Raw genomic sequence first — 17,516 nt, 5'->3', positions numbered from 1 at the left:
CGGACCGGCCCACCCCACGAAGGAGATCGATGACAACTGTGCGCTTCCCGCGCCGCAGCGTGCTGCGCGCCCTTACGGTGCTGGCCGTGGTCACGGCGGGCGCCGGCACGGTGGCCGGCCCGGCCGCCGCGCAAACCGACCCCGGTTGGGTCAGCGGCTGGCTCAACGACCTCACCGTCGGCGCGGCCGGCGCGCCCGGCCGGTCGGCACCGCTGGACCTGAGCAGCAGCGGCGCGACCGCCCCCCGGGTCACCGTCGACCTGAGCGGTCTCGCCGGTGTCGCCACGGCCAGCTTCCCCAGCTGGTGCGTCACCGAGGGCACCTCGGTGACCTGCCCGATGCCGCCGGAGGCGACCCCGGACGAGTACGGCACCGTCAACGGCACGGTGCCGGTGGTGTTCCGCGCCGCCCTGGGCGCCGTCGGCGGCGCGACCGGCACGCTGGACTACACGGTGCGGGCCGACGGGCTGGAGCCGTACACCCAGCAGGCGACCGTCAGCGTGCGCTCCGGTGCCGACGTTCTCGACCTGGTCGACGAGTACGTCTCGGGCGCCGAGGTCGGTGACGTCCACGCCGTGCCCGTGGCCGTGGTCAACGCCGGTGACCAGCCGGCCGAGGATCTGCGGGTGACTTTCCGCTTTCCGGTCGGCCTGCACCCGGCCAGCTACCGGAACTGCCGGTACGGCACCGATCCCGTGCTCGCCACGGTGGTGGTCTGCACCGTGCGGGGCACGTTCGCGCCCGGGATCCGGCACGAACTGCGCAACGGCTTCGCCACCACGGTCGGCCCGGCCGCCCTCGGCGACAAGCGCATCACCCAGTTCGTGGAGCCGCTGGCCACCGCGGGGCCGCTGCCCGGCAACGTGCGGCTGACCCGCCGGGAGGCCGACCGCGCGCTCCGGCTGCGGCCGGTCGGTGGGACGCTCGATCCGGTCACCGCCACCGGCCCCGGCGGCGGGACCTACCTGCGCGACATCCACGGCGCCTTCGACGTCGTCGCCGTGGGCGCCACCGTCACCGGTGCCGTCGGTGCCACCGTGCGGGTGAGCGTGGGAATCCGCAACGACGGTCCGGGTGTGCCGGACGGCACCGTCTCCGGTGGCAACGCCGGCGGGTTCCTCTTCACCCCACCGGCCGGCGTGACCGTGCTGGCCACCCCGCCCGGCTGCTCGCCGACCGGCGACGACGAGGGCGGCGCTCCGACGTCCTGGGTCTGCTGGCTGGGGGCCGTGTTCCCCGCCGGGCAGAGCTTCACGGTCCCGTTCGACCTGCGGATCGACGGGCCCGCCGGCACCCCCGGCGAGGTCAGGTCGTACTACGACTACCCGCGTCCGGACGACGATCCGGCCGACAACACCGCCCCGGTCACCCTCGGCTGACCGGACGACCGCGCCTTCGACGGAGGTGGGCCGGCCTCGGGCAAGCCGTGGCCGGCCTACCCCCGCCCTCGGCTGCCCAGGTGCGTCAGCGGGCGGCCGGCTTCCAGGCGTACGCGGCCAGGGGCTCGTCGAGCGGGGCGCCGGTGAGCCGGTTGGCCAGGGTGGAGATGGTGTACGTGCCGACGCCGAGCACCACGTCCAGGGCGTGCCGGGGCTGGTAGCCGGCGGCCAGGAAGGCGGCGGTCCCGTCCTCGGGCACCGCGCCCCGGTGGTCGAGCACGGCGAGGGTGAAGCACCGCAGCGCCTCCAGCCGGTCGTCGGGCAGCGGCATGCCGGCGCGCAGCGCGTCGACCAGCTCGGGCGTCGCGCCGTGCCGGGTGAGGGCGGCGGTGTGCATGGCGACGCAGAGGTGGCACTCGTTGCGGGTGGCGACCGTCATGACGACGACCTCCCGCTCGACCGGGTCGAGGGCGCACTTCTCGAAGATGCCGTTGACGGTGAGGAAGCCGGTGAGCAGCTCCGGGGACTCGGCCATCAGGCCGACGGCGGCGGGCAGGTGCCCGAGCCTGCGGCGTACGCCCTCGATGGTCGGCCGGGCGGCGGCGGGTGCGGTGTCGGCGGTGTGCGCGGTGAACGGGGGCACGGGAGACCTGCTCTCGGGGGTTCGGGGGCGGCCGGCGCGGCCCGATCGGCGACGCGCCGCGCGTGACGTAGGATCGTCAACGTGGTTGTCGAAATAGTAAACGAGGTTGTCGAACGTGGCAACGGCTGACCCCGACCGGCCCGGCTTCCTGCTGCCCCTGCTGCTGCTGGCCGGCTTCCGTACGCTCATCGACGACCTGCACGCGGAGCTGGCCCGGCAGGGGCACCCGGAGCTGCGACCGCTGCACGGCTTCGTCCTCCAGGCCGTCGGCGCCGACGGCACCACCGCCACCGAGCTGGGCCAGCGGCTCGGCGTCTCCAAGCAGGCGGCCGGCAAGACGGTGGACCGGCTCGTCGCCCTCGGCTACCTGGAGCGCGCCGACGACCCGCGCGACGCCCGGCGCAAGCTGGTCCGGGCGACCCCGCACGGCCTGGACGGCCTGCGCCGCTCGGCGGCCGTCTTCGACCAGCTCCGGCAGCGGTGGGCCGCCACGCTCGGCCCCGACCGGGTCGCCGCCCTGGAGGACGACCTGCGCGCGGTCACCCCGGCCAACCCGTTCCGCCTCGACGTGCCCGGCTGGTTCGGCGGCTGACCCCGTCCCCTGGCGTTCGCGGCCGGGGCGGGGCTCCACCGACCCGTTCCCGGGTAGCACCCGCCCGGAGCCGGGAGCGGGCAGGCGTCGGGTGGGGCCGGCAGCAGCACGGCCGCCCGCCGTCAAGACCCCCGGTCGCCGTCGCCCGAACGGTCGAAGCCCGAACGGTGCGCCCCCCGCGGCCCCGCGGACCGACCCGGCCCACCCGCCGACAGGCGCCTTTCCCGGGACGCCCGAGCCGGTCATAGGCCTTTCGGCCACCCGCTAACACACCGCGTGCGAACGCGGCCAGCACCGTCCATGCGGAATTGCCCGCCGTTCAGTCGGGCTCCGCCGGATCCGCCCGGCAGCGTAAATCTTCCGACATTGCCCGCAGACAATTCCAATGGTTCCGTCACCACCATCCGAAACATTAACCATCGGAGCAAGATCGGGGTGACGGTTGGCGATGGCCACCTTCAATCAGCAGAACCAGCGCGTGGATCAGCAGTTCAACGCCGAAACCATCGATCTGCGGAACAGCACCTTCGAACGTCTGCCCGACAACGCCGGCCAGACGGAGCTCGTCCCTCGACTGGAGGCCGTCCTGAGGGCGGTGGAGCAGGCCACGGCCAGCGGCGCCCTCGACCCGCAGGTCGGCCGCACCGTCGTCGACGACCTGCACGGCGCCCGCCGGAGCCTGACCCGCGACGACCAACGCGAGGCCTCGCGACGGCTGCGGCGGGCCATCGAGGTGTTGCAGGCGGCGGCACCGCTGGCGGTGATCGGCGGGGCGATGGCGACCATCTGGAACTCGTTGGGCGGGGCTTCCTGATGACCACCTTCGACCAGCACGGCCAGCGCGTCTTCGGCGCCCAGATCAACGCCGACAACGTGCACATCAACAAGTCCGACGGGCCGCAGCAGCTGATGGCCTACGGGCGGCGGGCCGTCGCCGAACGGCTGTACAAGAGGGCGGCCGAATACTTCACCGAGGCGATCGCCAAGGGGGCGAAGGGCGCCGACCCGCACTACTACCTGGCCCTCGCGCTCCTCGGCGGCAGACGGCCCAGCCGGATGGGTCGCGAGGCGCAGCAGGTGATGGCCCGGGTGGAGGAGCACCTGGGCAGGGCACTCCAGATCGACCCCGCTGCGGCGCACGTCCGCGCCCTCTGGGTGGCCGTCAAGCGCGACCACTACGCCGACCGCCACGACCCCGGCCCGTCCGTCGCCGACATCGAGGCCGGAGCCGGCGACATCGACCCGGTGCACGCGGCCGAGATCGCCCCCTTCCTCGGCAACCGCGAGAACCGGCTGTGGCAGGCCACCGTCGCCGTGGCGCAGGCCGGCATCGAGGAACGCAAGCCGAACGTACGCAAGTACTTCGTCCGCACGCCCGTGCCGCCCGCGACCGGTGGCGCGCAGGCCATGATGGTCGCCGGCGGCATCGGGTTGGCCCTCGCGCTGATCCTCGTGCTCGCGTCGTTGTCGGAGTCGGGTTACCTCTGCCTCGCGGTGCTCGTGGGTGTGGGCGGCCTCGTCCTGCTGGTCAAGGGATACGGCCAGTACAACGCGCTCACGTCGACGTACGAGCGTGACCTGGCAGCGGCCGAGCCGAAGCCCAGCGACGAGCAGATGGACGTGTGGCTGCACTTCGACAAGTTCGGCGTTCTCGATCACGCCCTCCGGCACCTCGACCGCGAACTGGACGATTTGATCTGCGAGCCGCAACTCGTCATCGGTCCCGCCTCGCCCACCGAACAGGCGGTGGGAAAGGACGGCATCCGTCGGTTCTCGCGGTACAAGTTCGTCATCCTGCTCCTCGGGCAGACCCGCATCTCGGTCTTCTCCTGCGAGTGGGACTTCGTCAAGTGCATCGTGTCGAACGCCGACGCCTTCGACTTCCGCTACAAGGACATCACCGGCCTGCGTATGCGGCAGTTGCACGAGGCGACGCACGGCAGCCGACTGGTGATGACCGGCGACGACGGCAAGGAGATGGAGGTACGGTTCGCCAAGATCTTCGAGATGATCATCGCGGGTACGGACCGGATCGCGGTGACCATCGACGTCCAGGCGCAGAACGCCGGCGCCGGGTTGCAACCGACGGGGGCCACCGCCACCGAACGGCTCGTCCGGCGGCAGTTGGACGACGTGGCCTGACCGCCCGGTCGCGGCTTCTCGGTCTCGCGCCTACGCGCCGGAGTAGAGCCGGTCAGGACCGACCAGCACCACATCGGGTCGGTGGGCGGCGAGCTGCCGCAGTTCGGCGGTGAATCCCTCGGCGCTGGCCAGCAGCAGCCGCGCGCCGCGCGCGTCGAGCCCGGGGCGGGCGACGAGCAGCTCGCGCGCCCGCTCCAGTCGATCCAGGTGGGGCCGGCCGAGCAGCCGGCCCCACTTGACTGCGCCGATGGCGAGCAGGGGACGCGGACCGTCCCCGAGCGGCGACTCGCCAAGGGCGACGAGGTAGCGCGCCTCGCGGAACAGCGGGCGGGCAGGATTGAGGACCGCCCGCACGACCCAGTCGTCGAAGTCGTCCCGCCCGTCGGGCGTGTCGTCCTGCACGTACTCGCGGCGGTAGGCCGGCGTGCCTCCGACGATGGCGAACACCTGGGCGGCGAGCAACGGATCGTCGAATCCCCAGAACGCCGCGGCCGACCGGTAGTCCAGGGGCGCGACGGGCAACTCCAGCCCGGCTCGCCCGCGCAGCGGCGCGGAGCCGGCCAGCAGCCCACCCATGAACGAGAGCGCCGAACCACACAGCAGGAGACGGGTACGGGAGGCGGTGCGCTCGGCCCGGCCGGGGGTGAGCGCGTGCTGGATCACCGACGGCAGGTCCCGGCTCGCCCGAGCCAGGTAGGGGAACTCGTCGACCACCACCGTGACCGGGCGGTCCCGGCCGAGGGCCAGCAGTGCGTCGACCGCGCTCGCCCAGTCCGCGAGGTGCACCGGCCCGGGAGCGCCCGTGTGCCGACCGAGCGCCTCGCCCAGACGCCGCAACGAGTCCGCCTGCGTCGCCTCGGTCGCCCCGAAGTAGAAGCCCTCCGTGGCGCGGGCCAGCTCGTACAGCAGCAGGGTCTTGCCCTGACGCCGACGGCCGCTCGCGACGCGTTATACGTCTTGCAGGGACTGGCTCAGTCCAGGCCGCCGTAGGAGTGCAGGCCCTCGAAGAAGATGTTCACGCCGAAGAGGTTCATCAGCATGGTGAGGAAGCCGACGACGGCGAGCCAGGTCGCGACGTTCCGCTTCATGCTCGGGGTGGCCCGGGCGTGCAGGTAGCCGGCGTAGATCACCCAGGAGATGAACGACCAGGTCTCCTTCGGGTCCCAGCCCCACGGCCGTCCCCAGGCCGCCTCGGCCCAGATCGCCCCGGCGATCACCGCGAAGGTGAAGACCGGGAACGCGAAGGCGTGCAGCACGAAGGTCAGCCGCTCCAGCGCCGCCGCCGCCGGCAGCCGCTTCGCCAGCGTGTACGGGAAGCTGCGGCGACCCTGCTCGTAGCCGGAGCGCATCAGGAACGCCACCGCCGGCACCGCGCCCAGCAGGAAGATGCCGGAGGCGAAGACGATCGTCGAGACGTGGATGACGAACCAGTACGAGTTGAGCGCCGGCACCAGCGGCACGATCGGGGTGTAGAGCACCAGCTCGGCGGTCGCCACCAGCAGCACCATCACCAGCGACATGAACAGCCCGAGGCGGCGCAGCTGCGGCCGCTTCCAGAGCACCACCAGCCAGGCGGCGACCCCGATCCAGGTGCCCGTGAGCACGAACTCGTACATGTTGCCCCAGGGCATCCGGTCCGCGGCGAGACCGCGCGTGACCAGCGCCCCGAGGTGCAGCAGCGCCCCGAGCGCGGTGGCCGCGACGGCGACCAGGCCGCCCAGCCGGGCGCGTCGGGCCGTACGCTCGGCCGCCGCCGCGCCGGTTTCGGCGGGCGCGTCGGGGGTGCTGCCCCCGGCCGCGCCGACGCCGGCGCCGACCAGCTCGCGGGCGGGTGCCGCGGCGACCCGGGCGCGGGAGTTGCCCAGCGCGTACTCGACGGCGTGGCTGATCATCGCGATCAGGTACGCCAGGATCGCGAACGACACCAGCTGGTCGGAGAGTGCGGACATCACTCGGCTCCTTCTCGCGCTCCGGCCCGGTCGCCGCCGTCGCGGTCGACACCGGCCTCCTCGTCCGACCGCCCGTCGCCGCCGACGGCGGCCACGAGCTGCGCGAACTCGTCGGCGAACCCGGGATGGTCGGTGCGCGGCAGGCCACCGGCCTCGACCAAACTACTACCGCTCGTCGGAGATCCACTCGTGGGGTCGGCGGCACCGGCCGGCAGCACCCGGAAGAAGACCCGGCGACGCCGCCCGAACAGCGAGCCCATCAGCCCGACCAGCAGGACGGCGGAGCTGACCAGCAGCAACGTCGAGCCGGGGTCGTACCGGACCGACAGCGTGATGTACGGCACGGTGCCCAGGAACTCGAGCGTGGTGCCGTCATCCAGCTTCCAGGTCTCGCCCTTGCGGAGCAGCTTCGTGCCGACCTCCTTGACCTTGCCGGCATCCACCTGCCGCTGGTCCAGCTTGTAGACCGAGCCGGGGATGCCGGCGTCCATGCCCAGGTTGCCCCGGTAGGCGACGAGGTTCAGCGCGGGATTCCGCTCCGTCGGGTACTCGGAGCGGGCGAAGGGCGCGGCGGCCGGCGCCGTCGGCAGGTAGAGACCGGAGAAGGCCATCTGCGTGTTCGCATCCCGCTCCCCCGTGGCCGGATCCACGTTGATGTCCGGGAACGCCGCCAGCCCCTCGCTGGTCAACCCGACATCGCCGGTCGTCAGGAACGGGAAGTTGCTGGTCTGGGACTGGCCGAACTTGTCGGTGTAGCGGATCACCGGGGCATAGCCGTGGCCCAGCAGGTAGACGTTCGCGCCGTCGAGGCGCAGCGGGGAGTTGACCGAGAATTCGGCCGGCCCCCGCTCGCCGCCGACCTCGTCCACGGTCACCTTGGCCTCGTAGAAGTCCGGCTGACCGGACTCCAGGAACCGGGCGTCGAAGTCGTCGAGCTGGATGCAGAAGCCCGGCAGGTCGGCGCTGCTGACGCGGGGGCCGAGCTTGCTCTCGGCGTACTGCTGGCGGGTGTTGCAGAACGCGTTGTCCTTGCCGGCCACCAGCAGCTTGTTGCCGCTCCAGCCGTACCAGGAGCCGAGCGCGACGCCGACCAGCACGAGCACCAACGAGCTGTGGAAGAGCAGGTTGCCGGTCTCCTTGAGGTAGCCCTTCTCGGCGGAGACCTCGTCGCCGCGGACCACCACCCGCCAGCGCCGCCGGCGCAGCACCTCCGCGATCGCCGCCGCGCCCCCCTCGGGCGCGGACAGCACGGTGTGCTGCGGCAGCCGGTCCAGCCGCCTCGGCGCGGCCGGCGGCTTCGCCCGCAGCGCCCGCACGTGGTCGCGCAGCCGGGGCGTGATGCAGCCGATCAGCGAGGTGAAGAGCAGCAGGTAGATCGCGGAGAACCAGACCGAGCCGAACGCCTCGAAGGCGCCGATCCGGTCCAGCACCGGGGCCAGGTCGGGGTGCGCGGTGAAGTAGTCCCGCACGTCCTCCGGGTTGACCCCGCGCTGCGGCAGCACCGAGCCGGGAATGGCGGCCACCGCGAGCAGGAAGAGCAACACCAGGGCCGTACGCATGCTGGTGAGCTGCCGCCACGAGTTGCGCAGCAGGGCCAGCAGGCGGTTGGGTCGGCGCCGGGGCGCCTCGGCCGGCGGTGCCGGCCGCTCGTCGACGGCAGTCATCAGATGCTCACCTCGCCCGCCCCGACGGTGGTCTGCAACCAGATCACGAAGTTCGTCCAGCCGCCGGTGACCAGCGCGAGGCCGATCAGGATCAGCAGCGCCCCGCCCAACCGGGTGACCCACCGGCTGTTGCGCCGGACCGCGCGGAACACCCCGAGCAGCCGCTCGAAGCCCAGCCCGAAGACGACGAACGGCACCCCCAGCCCCAGGCAGTACGCCAGGGCGAGCACCACGGCCCGGTCGGTCTGCCCGCCGACGCCGGCCATGCCCAACACCGCGCCGATCGTCGGGCCGGCGCAGGGCACCCAGCTGAGCGCGAAGACCGCGCCGAACACCGGCGCGCCGAGCAGCCCGGCGGCGGGCAGCCGCTGGATCCGGAACTCCCGCTGCAACCCGGGGACCAGCCCGAGGTAGCTCAGCCCGAGCACGACGATCAGCGCGCCTATGACGATCTCCAGCGTCCGCTCGTACTCGAAGAAGACCCGGCCGACGCTGGCGAAGAGGATCGCGGTGGCGGTGAAGACGACGGTGAAGCCGGCGATGAAGAGCAGCGTGCCGGCGAGCACCCGGCCCTTGACCGCGGCCCTCGTCGGTTCGGCGCGCTCCCGCACCGCCACCCCGCCGCCGCCCTCGGTGTCAGGAAGGGACCCTTCCGCTACCGGATCCGTTGACGGGGGGTCCTTCCTGACCTGCGGGCGACGGGTTTCGAGGTCGGCGCCGGCGAGGCCGGTGACGTACGACAGGTAGCCCGGCACCAGCGGGAGCACGCACGGGGAGAGGAAGCTGACCAGCCCCGCGAGCGCCGCCGCGCCGATGGCGAGCAGCAGCGGACCCGACTGGGCGAGTTCGGAGAACGTCTCGCCCATCAGCGGGAACCGTTGGGGGCGGGTTTCTCGGCCGCGATCCGCTCGACGATGGGCTGGAGGCCCTCCTGCTTCACCGCCGCGCGGATCACCACGGCGATCCGGCCGTCGCGGTCCAGCACGACGGTGGCCGGGATGGTGTTCGGCGGGATGTCCAGGGCGAGCGCCAGCCGGCTCGGCGGGTCGAAGAGGCTCGGGTAGGTGACCTTGAAGCTCTCCTCGAAGGCGAGCGCCTTGTCCCGCTGGTCCTGGATGTTGATGCCCAGGAACGTCACCCCGGAGGCCTTCGTGGCCTGGTACGTGTTCTCCAGGTCGTCCGCCTCCGCCCGGCACGGCGCGCACCACGAGCCCCAGAAGTTGACCACCACGACCTGGCCCCGGTCCCTCGCCACGTCGTGGCTGCCGCCGGTGAGCAGCTCACCGGCGAGCTTCGGGGCGGCCGAGCGCTGGTCGGGGGCGCACTCGATGATGCCGCCGGAGTTGTCACACGCCTCCTCGCGGTCGCGCGACGAGCAGCCGGCCAGCGCCACCGTCACGACGGCGGCGAGCAGACCCGCGGTCAACCTCCGGGCGTTCATCAGGCCCCCTTGGCCGTCCTGGCTGTCGGCGACATCGCGATCAGGTGCGCGGCCGGCTCGGAGTAGCCGATGCCGACCACCTTGGCGCCGTCGAAGTGGAAGGAGGTGAGGCTGGCCAGCCCGCACTGGCGCTTGCGCGGGTCGTGCCAGAGCCGCTTGCGCTCGACGTGGCGGCGCAGCGTCCAGATCGGCAGCTGGTGGGAGACCAGCACGGCCTCGCGCCCCTCGGCCGCCACCCGGGCGGCGTGCAGGGCGGCGAACATCCGCTCCGCGATGGCCCGGTAGGCCTCGCCCCAGGACGGGGTGACCGGGTCCCGCAGCACCCACCAGTTACGCGGGTCGCGGAACGAGCCGTCGCCGGGCGAGACCTTCTTGCCCTCGAACCAGTTGGCGCTCTCGATGAGCCGCTCGTCCGCGCCGACCGGCAGCCCGAACTGCGCGGCGATCGGCTCGGCCGTTTGCTGGGCGCGCTCCAACGGGCTGGCCACCACGTGCACGACCTCCCGCTCGGCCAGCCCCTGCGCGGCGGCCTTGGCCATCTGCACGCCGAGTTCGGAGAGCCGGAAGCCCGGCAGCCGGCCGTAGAGAATGCCGTCCGGGTTGTGTACCTCGCCGTGCCGCAGCACGTGGACCACCGTCTTGCTCAACGCTGCGTCCCCTTCGTTCGCGACTGCGGGGCTCGCAGACCCGGCTCACTCCTCGCACTCACCGCTACGCCCTTCGTTCGCGACTGCGGGGCTCGCAGACCCGGCTCACTCCTCGCACTCACTGCTACCCCCCGTGACCGGCCGCTGCCGCAGCGTTGGCCGCCACCGGCAGGGCGGCGGCGATCTGCTCCAGAGCGGCGTCGTCCAGCGCCGCAGACACGAACCACGCCTCGAACGCGCTCGGCGGCAGGTAGACGCCGCCCGCGAGCATCGCGTGGAAGAACGCCTTGAACGCCGGCACCTGCTGGGTGCGGGCGCTGTCGTAGTCGACCACGTCGGCGTCGGTGAAGAAGACCGAGAACATGTTTCCCGCGTACGACAGCCGGTGCGGGACCCCGGCGGCGGCGAGCGCCTCCGCGGCGAGCCTGCCCACGACGGCGGCCGTGTCGTCGAGCTTGCGGTAGAGCGCGTCGTCGGCCAGCCGCAGGGTGGCCAGGCCGGCGGCGCAGGCCAGCGGGTTACCGGAGAGGGTGCCGGCCTGGTAGACCGGGCCGGCGGGGGCCAGTCGCTCCATGATCTCCGCGCGCCCGCCGAACGCCGCGGCCGGCAGCCCACCACCCATGACCTTGCCGTACGTCCACAGGTCGGCGTCGGAGGGGTCGAGGCCGTGCCAGCCGGCGCGGGAGACCCGGAACCCGGTCATCACCTCGTCGACGATGAGCAGCGCCCCGTGCGCGTGCGCGATCCGGGCGAGCTGCGAGTTGAAGCCGTCGCGCGGGGCGACCACGCCCATGTTGCCGGCGGCGGCCTCGGTGATGATCGCGGCGATGTGCTGGCCCTCGGCGGCGAACGCCTGCTCCACGGCGGCGACGTCGTTGTACGGCAGCACGATCGTGTCACCGGCCGCCGCGCCCGTCACGCCCGGCGAGTCGGGCAGGCCGAGGGTGGCCACGCCCGAGCCGGCGGCGGCCAGCAGGCCGTCGGAGTGCCCGTGGTAGCAGCCGGAGAACTTGATGATCCGGGGGCGGCCGGTGAAGCCGCGTGCCAGCCGGATCGCCGACATGGTGGCCTCGGTGCCGGAGTTGACCAGCCGGACCTGCTCGACCGGCGTGCGGTCGACGATCTCGGCGGCCAGCTCGACCTCGCCCGGGGTGGGGGTGCCGAAGCTGGTGCCCCGGGTCGCGGCCGACCGGATCGCGTCCACGACCTCCGGGTGCGCGTGGCCGAGGATCAGCGGGCCCCAGGAGGAGACCAGGTCGACGTAGCGCCGGTCGTCGGCGTCGTAGAGCCAGGGCCCCTCGCCCCGGACCATGAAGCGCGGCGTGCCGCCGACGGCACGGAACGCGCGCACGGGAGAGTTCACCCCGCCGGGCACGATGGCCTTGGCGCGGTCGAACAGGGCCTCGGAGGCCGGTGCTTCGGCCGGGTAGCGGCCGGATCCGGCGGGAAACATATCGGTCACGATGCCGCCATTGTGTCAGCGTCGGGCGGCGAATCGGCAGGCACCCCGTACCGGGGTTACCAGGCTCACCCGGGTCGGCCCTCACCGCCGTCCCGGCGGCGTCACGTCCGCGGCGCGGGACGTCCCCGTTCCCGACCTCCTCGGGAGCGTGGTCGCCGCGCCCGGTCGGCTCGGTCGCCACCGCTCGACGGGCCGGGTGGCCCGGATCGCGCTAGGCTGACCCGGTGGATCGTGCCGAACTGTCCATCACGCTACACCGGACGGGCGACGAAGCTGTGCTTCGCCTGGCCGGTGAGATCGACATGCTCACGGCCGCCCAGCTGTCGACCGTCGTCAACGAGGTCCTCGCCGACCCGCCGCCGCGCATCGTGCTCGACCTCGGCGGGGTCACCTTCTGCGACTCACAGGGCCTGGGCACCCTCGTCGTGCTCAGCCGCAAGGCCAGCCACGCGCAGAGCCTGCTGATCCTGACCAACGTCGGCGACTTCCTGCTCCGCGTCCTGGACATCACCGGCCTGCGCAGCGCCCTGATGATCCGCAACGACCAGACCACGGGCTGACTCCCCGCCCACCCGCGGCGCGATCTTGGCGAGTTACGGCCCCTCAGGGGGCCGCCAGCTACCAAGATCGCACCTCAGCCCGCCCGGCGTGGTTCCGATACCTGGGTCAGGGGGTGTTGCCCCAGCGGGCCTGCTCCAGGAGCTGCACCGCGCGGTCGCGGGAATCCTGATCGTCGAGGCGCAGCATCGCGGTGGCCTCGTCGACCGCGTCGGTCAGCACCCGCAGCTGCGCGTCCCGGTCCCGCACCAGATCCGACTGGGCGGCGAGCTGCCGGGTCTTCACCCACAGCTCGACGAAGACCGACACCTTGGCCCGCAGCACCCACGGGTCGAACGGCTTGGTCAGGTAGTCGACCGCGCCGACCGCGTAACCGCGCAGCGCGAGCTGGGCGTCCCGGTCGGCGGCGGTGAGGAAGATGATCGGCACGTGCCGCGTACGCTCGCGGCGCTTGATGTGGCTGGCCGTCTCGAAACCGTCCATGTCCGGCATCTGGGCGTCCAGCAGGATCACCGCGAAGTCGTCGACCAGCAGCTGCTTCAGGGCCGCCTCGCCGCTCTCCACGGCGACGGACTGGACCGGCAGGCCCTGGAGAATCGCCTCCAGTGCCATCAGGTTCTCCCGGCGGTCGTCCACCAGCAGCGCCTTTGCCATCTGGGTCACGAACTCTCCTCGGTTCGGCTGCCGCTGATCCAGGACGACATGAGTTCGATCAACTCGTCCAGGTCGACGGGCTTGGTGATGTAGTCACTTCCCCCGGCCGCCAGCGCCGACTCGCGGTCGCCGGGCATGGCCTTGGCGGTCAGGAAGACGATCGGCAGGTCGGCGAACCGGTGGTTACGCCTGATCTGTCGGGTCGTCTCGTACCCGTCCTGATCGGGCATCATCGCATCCATCAGGACGATGTCCACCTCCGGATGCTCGGCCAGCAGGCGGACGCCGTCCGCCCCGTTGTCCGAGTACAACACGGTCAGGCCGTGCAGTTCCAACGCGCTGGTCAGCGCGAAGACGTTCCGGACGTCGTCGTCGACGATCAGCACGGTGGTGCCCTCCAGCCGCCGGGTGGCCGGTGTGGAGGCCGGCTCGGGCAGCTCCGGCGGGGGCATGAGCAGCGAGGACGGCAGCCCGGCCCGCGCCGGTGACGGCGGCAGCGGCGCGACCACCGCGTCCGGGGCGAGCACGTCCGGCACGAAGAGGGTGAACGTCGAGCCCTGGCCGGGCGCCGACGCCACCACGATGCTGCCGCCCAGCAGCCGGGCCAGGTCCCGGCTGATCGACAGCCCCAGCCCCGTGCCGCCGTAGCGACGGCTGGTGGTGCCGTCGGCCTGCTGGAACGCCTCGAAGATCAGCGACAGCTTGTCGTCGGAGATGCCGATGCCGGTGTCGACCACGGTGAACGCGATGACCTGCTGCGCGTTGGTCAGGGCCGGCACGTCGAAGATCGTGTTGTCGGGCGCCGGCGCGATCCGCAGCGTCACCGCCCCGTTGTCGGTGAACTTGACCGCGTTGGAGAGCAGGTTGCGCAGGATCTGCTGGAGTCGCTGGGCGTCGGTGACCAGCGCCTCCGGCAGGTCCTTGCTGATCCGCACCTGGAAGTCCAGGCCCTTCTCCTCGGCCTGCGGCGCGAACGCCTGCTCCACGTACCCGCGGATCTCGTCGAACCGGACGGCGGTGGGCTCGACGTCCATCCGCCCCGCCTCGATCTTGGACAGGTCCAGGATGTCGTCGATGAGCGACAGCAGGTCGGAGCCGGCGCCGTGGATGGTCCGGGCGAACTCGATCTGCTTCGGCGTGAGGTTCTGCTCCGAGTTCTCGGCCAGCAGCCGGGCCAGCAGCAGCAGCGAGTTCAGCGGCGTACGCAGCTCGTGGCTCATGTTGGCCAGGAACTCCGACTTGTACGCCGACGCCCGTGTGAGCTGCTGGGCCTTCTCCTCCAGGCCGAGCCGGGCCAGCTCGATCTCCCGGTTCTTCGTCTCGATGTTGCCCTTCTGCTCCGAGAGCAGCTGCGCCTTGTCCTCCAGCTCGGCGTTGGTGCGCTGGAGTTCCGCCGACTGCTCCTGCATCTCGTGGGCGAGCCGCTGCGACTGCGCGAGCAGTTCCTCCGTACGCCGGTTGGCCTGGATGGTGTTGACGGCGACGCCGGTGGTGAGCACGAGCCGCTCCAGGAACGACAGGTGCAGCTCGGAGAAGGCCGCCACGCTGGCGAACTCGATGACCCCGAGCAGCTCGCCCTCGAAGAGCACGGGCAGTACGACCAGGTCGGCCGGCGGGGTATCGGCGAGCCCGGAGCGGAGCATCAGCTTGCCGTCCGGCGCCCCACCCATCCGGATGGTGCGGCGGGACAGGGCGGCCTGCCCGACCAGCCCCTCGCCGGGGCCGAAGGTGACCTCGTGCCCCCGGGCGACGTAGCCGTAGGAGGCGGTCAACCGCAGCCGCATCACGCCCTCGGACGTGTCCGCCAGGAAGAACGCGCCGAGCTGCGCGTCGACCAGCGGGGTCACCTCCATCATGATCATGCGGCAGACCTCGCCGAGGTCGCGCTGCCCCTGGAGGAGGCCGCCGATCCGGGCCAGGTTCGAGTCGAGCCAGCCCTGCTCGGCGTTCTTCTTGGTCGTCTCCCGGAGGGTGACGATCATCTGGTTGATGTTGTCCTTCAGCTCGGCGACCTCGCCCTGCGCCTTGACCGCGATCCGCTGGGTCAGGTCGCCCCGGGTCACCGAGGTGGAGACCTGCGCGATGGCGCGCAGCTGGGTGGTGAGGGTCGAGGCGAGCTGGTTGACGTTCTCGGTGAGGTCGCGCCACGTGCCGGAGACGCCCTTGACCTGGGCCTGACCGCCGAGCTTGCCCTCGCTGCCCACCTCGCGCGCGACCCGGGTGACCTCGTCGGCGAACGACGACAGCTGGTCCACCATCGTGTTGACCGTCGACTTCAGCTCCAGGATCTCGCCCTGGGCGTCGACCGTGATCTTCTGCGACAGGTCGCCCTTCGCCACGGCCGTGGTGACCGAGGCGATGTTGCGCACCTGCGACGTCAGGTTCGACGCCATCGAGTTCACGTTGTCGGTCAGGTCCCGCCACGTACCCGAGACACCCTTCACCTGGGCCTGACCGCCCAGCTTGCCCTCCGTGCCCACCTCGCGCGCGACGCGCGTCACCTCGTCGGCGAACGACGACAGCTGGTCCACCATCGTGTTCACCGTCGACTTCAGCTCCAGGATCTCGCCCCGGGCGTCCACGGTGATCTTCTGCGACAGGTCGCCCTTCGCCACGGCGGTGGAGACCTGGGCGATGTTGCGCACCTGGGCGGTGAGGTTGGAGGCCATGGAGTTCACGTTGTCGGTCAGGTCGCGCCAGGTGCCGGCGACGCCCCGCACCTGGGCCTGGCCGCCGAGCTTGCCCTCCGTGCCCACCTCGCGCGCGACGCGCGTCACCTCGTCGGCGAACGACGACAGCTGATCCACCATCGTGTTCACCGTCGACTTCAGCTCCAGGATCTCGCCCCGGGCGTCCACGGTGATCTTCTGCGACAGGTCGCCCTTCGCCACGGCCGTGGTGACCGAGGCGATGTTGCGCACCTGCGACGTCAGGTTCGACGCCATCGAGTTCACGTTGTCGGTCAGGTCCCGCCACGTACCCGAGACACCCTTCACCTGGGCCTGACCGCCCAGCTTGCCCTCCGTGCCCACCTCGCGCGCGACGCGCGTCACCTCGTCGGCGAACGACGAGAGCTGGTCCACCATCGTGTTGACGGTGTTCTTCAGCTCCAGGATCTCGCCCTGGGCGTCGACCGTGATCTTCTGCGACAGGTCGCCCTTCGCCACGGCGGTGGAGACCTGGGAGATGTTGCGCACCTGGCTGGTCAGGTTGCCGGCGAGCTGGTTGACGTTCTCGGTGAGGTCGCGCCAGGTGCCGGAGACGCCGCGCACCTGGGCCTGGCCGCCCAGCTTGCCCTCGATGCCCACCTCGCGCGCGACGCGCGTGACCTCGTCGGCGAACGACGACAGCTGGTCCACCATCGTGTTGACGGTGTCCTTCAGCTCCAGGATCTCGCCCTGCGCCGCCACGGTGATCTTCTGCGACAGGTCGCCCCGGGCCACCGCCGTGGAGACCTGGGCGATGTTGCGGACCTGGGCGGTCAGGTTCGACGCCATCGAGTTGACGCTGTCGGTCAGGTCCTTCCACGTGCCGGCCACGTTCGGCACGTCGGCCTGCCCGCCGAGCTTGCCCTCGGTGCCCACCTCGCGGGCCACCCGGGTCACCTGCTCGGCGAAGAGCCGCAGGGTGTCGGTGAGATAGTTCATCGTGTCGGCCAGCTCGGCGACCTCGCCGCGCGCGCTGACCGTGATCTTCTGCGACAGGTCGCCCTTGGCCACCGCCGTCGCCACCTGGGAGATCGACCGCACCTGGCCGGTCAGGTTCGACGCCATGGTGTTCACCGAGTCGGTGAGGTCCTTCCAGGTGCCGGCTACGCCGCGCACGTCGGCCTGGCCGCCGAGCTTGCCCTCGGTGCCCACCTCACGGGCGACCCGGGTGACCTCGTTCGAGAAGGACGAGAGCTGGTCGACCATCGTGTTGACCGTACGGCCGATGCGCAGGTACTCACCGCGCAGCGGCCGGCCGTCGATCTCCAGGGCCATGTGCTGGGAGAGGTCGCCGTCGGCGACCGCGACGATGACCCGGGCGATCTCGGTGGTCGGCCGGCCCAGGTCGTCGATCAGCGAGTTGACCGCCCGCTGCCCCTCCGCCCAGGAGCCGTCCAGCCCCTCGTCGTCCAGGCGCTCGGTGAGCCGGCCGTCCCGGCCGACGATCCGGCTGATCCGCCGCAGGTCGAGGTACTGCTGCTCCTGGAGCGACACGACCTCGTTGAAGGCGTCCGCGACCTCACCGGCGCGGCCGGCCCGGCGGGGCAGCCGCACCTTCAGGTCGCCCCCGCGCACCCGCCGCAGCGCCTCGGTCAGCTCGCCGAGGAGCGCCTCGTGGTCGGGCGCGGACTGGTCCACGGTCGCCGACTGTTTCGTGGTCATCATTCCTCGCTCAGC

Annotated in this window: 15 protein-coding genes; 5 read left to right on the top strand and 10 right to left on the bottom strand. The window is 71.9% G+C overall.

The window, feature by feature from the left end:
- The first annotated feature begins 29 nt into the window (after positions 1-29).
- On the top strand, positions 30-1,379 hold the full coding sequence (locus tag ABZ573_RS01020; protein WP_358114442.1) for a hypothetical protein: 1,350 nt from the start codon (positions 30-32) through the stop codon (positions 1,377-1,379).
- An 85-nt stretch (positions 1,380-1,464) separates the two neighbouring features.
- Here the strand turns inward: ABZ573_RS01020 and ABZ573_RS01015 are convergent, their stop codons facing one another.
- Entirely contained in the window at positions 1,465-2,022 is a 558-nt protein-coding gene (locus ABZ573_RS01015) for a carboxymuconolactone decarboxylase family protein (RefSeq protein WP_151455003.1), read from the bottom strand.
- 115 nt (positions 2,023-2,137) lie between these two features.
- Here ABZ573_RS01015 and ABZ573_RS01010 point away from each other — a divergent pair, with 115 nt between their 5' ends.
- From ABZ573_RS01010 to ABZ573_RS01000, 3 genes are all read left to right on the top strand, one after another.
- Positions 2,138-2,614, top strand: coding sequence for a MarR family winged helix-turn-helix transcriptional regulator (locus ABZ573_RS01010; RefSeq protein ID WP_151455004.1), 477 nt, complete (start codon positions 2,138-2,140; stop codon positions 2,612-2,614).
- A gap of 442 nt (positions 2,615-3,056) precedes the next feature.
- Positions 3,057-3,428 carry a hypothetical protein gene (locus tag ABZ573_RS01005; RefSeq protein WP_151455005.1) on the top strand — a complete coding sequence of 124 codons (372 nt, stop codon included), beginning with the start codon at positions 3,057-3,059 and terminating at the stop codon, positions 3,426-3,428.
- Positions 3,428-4,756: a hypothetical protein gene (locus tag ABZ573_RS01000; protein WP_327030238.1), complete on the top strand. Its 1,329-nt coding sequence runs from the start codon at positions 3,428-3,430 to the stop codon at positions 4,754-4,756. Before ABZ573_RS01005 ends, ABZ573_RS01000 begins: the two co-directional genes overlap by 1 nt.
- A 30-nt stretch (positions 4,757-4,786) precedes the next feature.
- Here ABZ573_RS01000 and ABZ573_RS00995 read toward each other — a convergent pair whose 3' ends face one another.
- The 7 genes from ABZ573_RS00995 to hemL all read right to left on the bottom strand — a co-directional run bounded on the left by ABZ573_RS00995 (position 4,787) and on the right by hemL (position 11,919).
- Positions 4,787-5,593 carry a hypothetical protein gene (locus ABZ573_RS00995; protein ID WP_358114437.1) on the bottom strand — a complete coding sequence of 269 codons (807 nt, stop codon included), beginning with the start codon at positions 5,591-5,593 and terminating at the stop codon, positions 4,787-4,789.
- Positions 5,594-5,727: 134 nt separating this feature from the next.
- On the bottom strand, positions 5,728-6,705 hold the full coding sequence (gene ccsB / locus ABZ573_RS00990; RefSeq protein WP_327030236.1) for a c-type cytochrome biogenesis protein CcsB: 978 nt from the start codon (positions 6,703-6,705) through the stop codon (positions 5,728-5,730).
- Positions 6,705-8,369 carry a cytochrome c biogenesis protein ResB gene (locus ABZ573_RS00985; protein ID WP_151455009.1) on the bottom strand — a complete coding sequence of 555 codons (1,665 nt, stop codon included), beginning with the start codon at positions 8,367-8,369 and terminating at the stop codon, positions 6,705-6,707. The genes ccsB and ABZ573_RS00985 overlap by 1 nt, the downstream gene beginning before the upstream one ends.
- Positions 8,369-9,235, bottom strand: a complete 867-nt coding sequence (locus ABZ573_RS00980) for a cytochrome c biogenesis protein CcdA (protein ID WP_151455010.1) — start codon at positions 9,233-9,235, stop codon at positions 8,369-8,371. The genes ABZ573_RS00985 and ABZ573_RS00980 overlap by 1 nt, the downstream gene beginning before the upstream one ends.
- On the bottom strand, positions 9,235-9,810 hold the full coding sequence (locus ABZ573_RS00975; RefSeq protein WP_151455011.1) for a TlpA disulfide reductase family protein: 576 nt from the start codon (positions 9,808-9,810) through the stop codon (positions 9,235-9,237). Before ABZ573_RS00975 ends, ABZ573_RS00980 begins: the two co-directional genes overlap by 1 nt.
- Positions 9,810-10,457: a histidine phosphatase family protein gene (locus tag ABZ573_RS00970; RefSeq protein ID WP_151455012.1), complete on the bottom strand. Its 648-nt coding sequence runs from the start codon at positions 10,455-10,457 to the stop codon at positions 9,810-9,812. The genes ABZ573_RS00975 and ABZ573_RS00970 overlap by 1 nt, the downstream gene beginning before the upstream one ends.
- A gap of 124 nt (positions 10,458-10,581) precedes the next feature.
- Positions 10,582-11,919, bottom strand: coding sequence for a glutamate-1-semialdehyde 2,1-aminomutase (gene hemL, locus ABZ573_RS00965; RefSeq protein WP_358114431.1), 1,338 nt, complete (start codon positions 11,917-11,919; stop codon positions 10,582-10,584).
- 224 nt (positions 11,920-12,143) lie between these two features.
- Here hemL and ABZ573_RS00960 point away from each other — a divergent pair, with 224 nt between their 5' ends.
- Positions 12,144-12,479 carry an STAS domain-containing protein gene (locus ABZ573_RS00960; RefSeq protein ID WP_121397135.1) on the top strand — a complete coding sequence of 112 codons (336 nt, stop codon included), beginning with the start codon at positions 12,144-12,146 and terminating at the stop codon, positions 12,477-12,479.
- A 106-nt stretch (positions 12,480-12,585) separates the two neighbouring features.
- Here the strand turns inward: ABZ573_RS00960 and ABZ573_RS00955 are convergent, their stop codons facing one another.
- The gene (locus ABZ573_RS00955) at positions 12,586-13,140 is read right to left on the bottom strand and encodes a response regulator (protein WP_151455014.1); all 555 of its coding nucleotides are present in this window, start codon (positions 13,138-13,140) and stop codon (positions 12,586-12,588) included.
- Complete coding sequence (locus ABZ573_RS00950; protein WP_151455015.1) at positions 13,137-17,504, bottom strand: HAMP domain-containing protein; 4,368 nt, start codon at positions 17,502-17,504, stop codon at positions 13,137-13,139. Before ABZ573_RS00950 ends, ABZ573_RS00955 begins: the two co-directional genes overlap by 4 nt.
- Positions 17,505-17,516: the final 12 nt, after the last annotated feature.

The organism is Micromonospora sp. NPDC007220, from assembly GCF_040634035.1.
GTDB classification, from domain to species: domain Bacteria; phylum Actinomycetota; class Actinomycetes; order Mycobacteriales; family Micromonosporaceae; genus Micromonospora; species Micromonospora reichwaldensis.
The sequence above is the reverse complement of the archived record's forward strand: the minus strand, read 5'-3'. Positions and strand labels throughout refer to the sequence as shown.

What these genes read in the sequence shown, in the direction of transcription:
- ABZ573_RS00980 (WP_151455010.1), bottom strand. Translation starts at nt 9,235, where the DNA reads ATGGGCGAGACGTTCTCCGAACTCGCCCAGTCGGGTCCGCTGCTGCTC.
- ABZ573_RS00950 (WP_151455015.1), bottom strand. Translation starts at nt 17,504, where the DNA reads ATGATGACCACGAAACAGTCGGCGACCGTGGACCAGTCCGCGCCCGAC.
- ABZ573_RS01020 (WP_358114442.1), top strand. Translation starts at nt 30, where the DNA reads ATGACAACTGTGCGCTTCCCGCGCCGCAGCGTGCTGCGCGCCCTTACG.
- ABZ573_RS01000 (WP_327030238.1), top strand. Translation starts at nt 3,428, where the DNA reads ATGACCACCTTCGACCAGCACGGCCAGCGCGTCTTCGGCGCCCAGATC.
- ABZ573_RS00975 (WP_151455011.1), bottom strand. Translation starts at nt 9,810, where the DNA reads ATGAACGCCCGGAGGTTGACCGCGGGTCTGCTCGCCGCCGTCGTGACG.
- ABZ573_RS00985 (WP_151455009.1), bottom strand. Translation starts at nt 8,369, where the DNA reads ATGACTGCCGTCGACGAGCGGCCGGCACCGCCGGCCGAGGCGCCCCGG.
- ccsB (WP_327030236.1), bottom strand. Translation starts at nt 6,705, where the DNA reads ATGTCCGCACTCTCCGACCAGCTGGTGTCGTTCGCGATCCTGGCGTAC.